Genomic DNA, 3,840 nt, shown 5'->3' on the forward strand with positions numbered 1-3,840 from the left:
GCCGTCCTCCTCCGGGACGCCGACGCCCTGATCGTCCGGCACGGCGGCACGCCGGCCTGACGGCGAGCGAGACCGGCGTGCCGGACGCCGCCATAGAGCGCCGCTCCGGCACGTCGCCGACAGACGGTGAGTGCCCTCGCCAGGCGAGGGCACTCACCCCACGCCGCCCCACGAATCCGTCGTGCCTGGGTCATGCGTCCCATCAGCTTGTCGCACCGCCCGGCGCGTCTCGGCGTGCCCCGTTCGAAGGAGAAAGAGTGTGCCACGATTAATTCGGAACCACGCGGATGGATCCGTCCCTCTCGGCGTGAGACGGCGTGCGAGGAGGTCAGTCTCGGCTTCGCTCGCCCTCGCGCTGGTCGCGGGTGGCGCCCTCCTGGCGCTCACCGCCCCTGTCGCGGCCGCGGAGGAGCCGTCCGGCTTCGGCCACCAGCCGCACCTGAAGACCTGGTACTCCGCGCCCGCGGGGCCGGCGAACGACAAGGCGCTGGCCTGGGAGAAGGAGAGCATCCCGCTGGGGAACGGCTTCATCGGCGCCGGCATCATGGGTGGCGTCGACAGCGACGACATCATCATCAACGACCACACCTATTGGACAGGTGGTCCCGGGCAGAATCCCGCCTATGACGGCGGGTTCAGCGCCAAGACCTCGCAGGAGAACGCCGCCATCGTCAAGAAGGCGCAGGAGCTGCTGCAGTCCGCCTGGGACGGGACGTCGCCCGCGACAGTCGATGCGGCAGGCAACATCACGCCGGCCACGACGCCGAGCGATGCGAAGATGTCCGAGATCACGAACACGGTGAACCAGCTCACCGGGGACAAGAGCAACTACGGCAGCTACCACCAGCTCAGTACGGTCGTCATCACTTCCGGCGACACCATCGAGATCACCGGGTACTCCGCGAACTACACCAACCCCCGCGACACCGAGGGGACCGAGAACCTCTTCGACGGCTCCGTCAGCACCAAGATGTACGCCGACGAGTTCGGCGCGCCCACCGCCGACAAGCCGTACGAGGTGCAGTGGACCTACTCCAAGGCGTTCGACGCGTCCAAGTACCGCCTGGCGACCGGCAACGACGTACCTGGGCGCGATTTCAAGAGCTGGAAGCTGTACGCCAGGAGGGGCAGCTCGGACTGGGCGCTCGTGGACACGGTGGCCGATGCCGCGTTCGGCTCGGACCGGCTGACGTACAAGTCGTTCGACCTGGACGTCCCCGGCACCTATGACGCCTACAAGATGGCCGTGACCGCGACCGCCTCCGGCGACAGCCCGCAGATGTCAGAGATCGAGATCCCGCTTCCCGTGATCCCGGGTGAGCAGGTGAGCAACTACCGGCGCGAGCTGGATCTCGACAGCAGCATGGCGTCGGTGTCGTACACCTCGAACGACGTCGACTTCAAGCGCGAGTACTTCGTCTCCAACCCGGACAACATCATGGCCATCCGCCTGAGCGCCTCCAAGCCGGGGAAGATCACGCGGGCCTTCAGGATCAAGCCGATCGACCCGCGATCGATCGTCGTCAAAGGCGACACGGTGACAGCCACCGGCTGGGTCAGCGGGCACAACCAGGGCGCCGATGACGTCAACAAGTTCAACGACGCCCTCCACTACGCACAACAGCTGAAGGTCATTCCTCAGGGCGAGAACGCCGAGCTGGTGACGACGGACAACGCCATCACGGTGAAGAACGCCGACTCCGTCGTGCTGCTCACCACCACGGACACCAACTATCAGGAGGACATCACCGCCGACCCGCTGTATGAGGGCGAGAACCCGCTGAACAACTACTTCGACGGGCGTGATCCGCTGATCGATGTCAAGCAGCGCATCGACGCCGCGTCCCAGCACACCTTCGATGAGCTGTACAAGACCCACCTGGCCGACTACAAGTCGCTCTACGACCGGGTCAAGCTGAACCTCGGGAACGTGGCGCCCGTCACGGCCAAGACCACCCCGCAGCTGCTGGCGGGATACCGCGACGGCACCAACACCGCGGCCGAGAACCTGTACCTGGAGACGCTGTACTACCAGTTCGGACGGTACTTGCTGATCTCGTCGTCCCGTAAGGGGTCACTCCCAGCCAACCTGCAGGGGATCTGGGCCTACGGCACGAGCGTGCCGTGGAGCGGCGACTATCACACCAACATCAACCTGCAGATGAACTACTGGCTCGCAGAGCAGACGAACCTTTCCGAGCTCACCGAGCCACTGATCAGCTACATCGACAGCCTCGTGCCGCGGGGCACGCAAGGCGCGAAGCGCGTCTTCGGCGCCGACACTCGCGGGTGGACCACCTGGCACGAGAACAACACCTGGGGCAACACCGCTCCGGCGACCTCGGGCGCGTTCTACAGTCCCGAGGACGGCGCCTGGCTGGTCCAGCACATCTGGGAGCACTACCTGTACACCAGGAACGTCGACTTCCTGGCCAAGCACTACGACATGCTCCGCGATGCCGCGCTGTTCTGGGTGGACACCCTGGTGCTGGACACGAAGAGCAACAAGCTCGTCGTGAGCCCGTCGTACTCCCCGGAGCACGGGCCGTACTCCCTGGGCGCGACCGAGCCGCAATCGGTGGTGAACGGCCTCTTCGAGGATGTCATCGAGGCGCACAAGGTACTCGGTGACCGTCTGGACGCAGCTGACCCGTCGAACGGCCTGGAGGGCCGCTCGGCCGAGAAGGCGTACATCGACGAGATCACCAAGGCCAAGGACGGTATGCTCGGCCTGCAGATCGCCCCGCAGGGCAAGTACACCGAGGGCGGCCGGACGTACCCGGGCGGGCAACTGCAGGAGTGGCAGCACCCCATCGCCATCGACTTCACCGGCGACGGGAACCACCGCCACACCAACAACCTGTACGCCCTGCACCCCGGCGACCAGGTCGTGGCCGGCCGCAGCGCGAAACAGGACGCGCTCGTCGACGCGATGAAGGTGACGCTCAACACGCGCGGCGACTCCTCGACAGGATGGTCGATGGCCTGGAAGCTGAACTTCTGGGCGCGGGTGCGCGACGGCGACCATGCGCACGTCCTGTACAGCAACCTGCTGAAGCAGGGCACCTACGACAACCTGTGGGATGCGCATCCGCCGTTCCAGATCGACGGGAACTTCGGCGGCACGGCGGGGGCGACAGAGATGCTCCTGCAGTCCCAGGGCGGCGCCATCGAACTCCTGCCCGCGCTGCCGCAGGTCTGGAACACCGGTTCTGTGACGGGTCTGCGAGCTCGCGGAGACGTCGGCGTCGACATCGCCTGGTCCGGCGGGACCATTTCCGATGCCGTCCTCACGCCGGACGTCTCACAGACCCTCACCGTGGCGGGCAAGGACATCGCGCGCAAGAAGGTGACGGACTCCAACGGTCATGAAGTGCAGGTCCAGGCCGTGCCGAACTACCACGGCGAACTCGACGGCCGCACGATCCGGTTCGACGCGAAGGCTGGCGAAACCTACCGGATCAAGGGCGGCGGCGACGGCGACAAGACGGCGCCCACGACCACCGCGACCACCGACCCGGCGGCTCCGCAGAGCGGCTGGTACACCGGTCCGGTCTCGGTCACGCTGTCGGCCGCCGACGAGGCGAACGGCAGTGGGGTCGGCAAGACCGAGTACCAGCTCGACGGTGGCGACTGGACGCCGTACACCGAGCCGGTCACCGTCTCGGGCGAGGGCAAGCACGAGCTCAAGTACCGCTCGACCGACAAGGCCGGGAACGCCGAGGACGTCAAGGCCGCCGCGTTCCAGATCGACACCAAGGCGCCCGCCGTGGTGATCTCGGGCGTGGCGGACGGCGAGAAGTACGGCGACAGCCAGGACCTGCAGATCGCCTGGCAGGT

General features: G+C 66.5%; 1 protein-coding gene. It reads left to right on the plus strand.

All coding sequences use genetic code 11. The features are described from left to right. Window positions 1-307 precede the first annotated feature (307 nt). Window positions 308-3,840 (plus strand): glycoside hydrolase N-terminal domain-containing protein (locus AB0J71_RS49790; protein WP_364421451.1); only part of this gene is annotated, 3,533 nt, incomplete at its 3' end.

The sequence above is a fragment of the Nonomuraea sp. NPDC049637 genome (assembly GCF_040675235.1).
In the GTDB taxonomy this organism is placed as follows: Bacteria; Actinomycetota; Actinomycetes; order Streptosporangiales; family Streptosporangiaceae; genus Nonomuraea.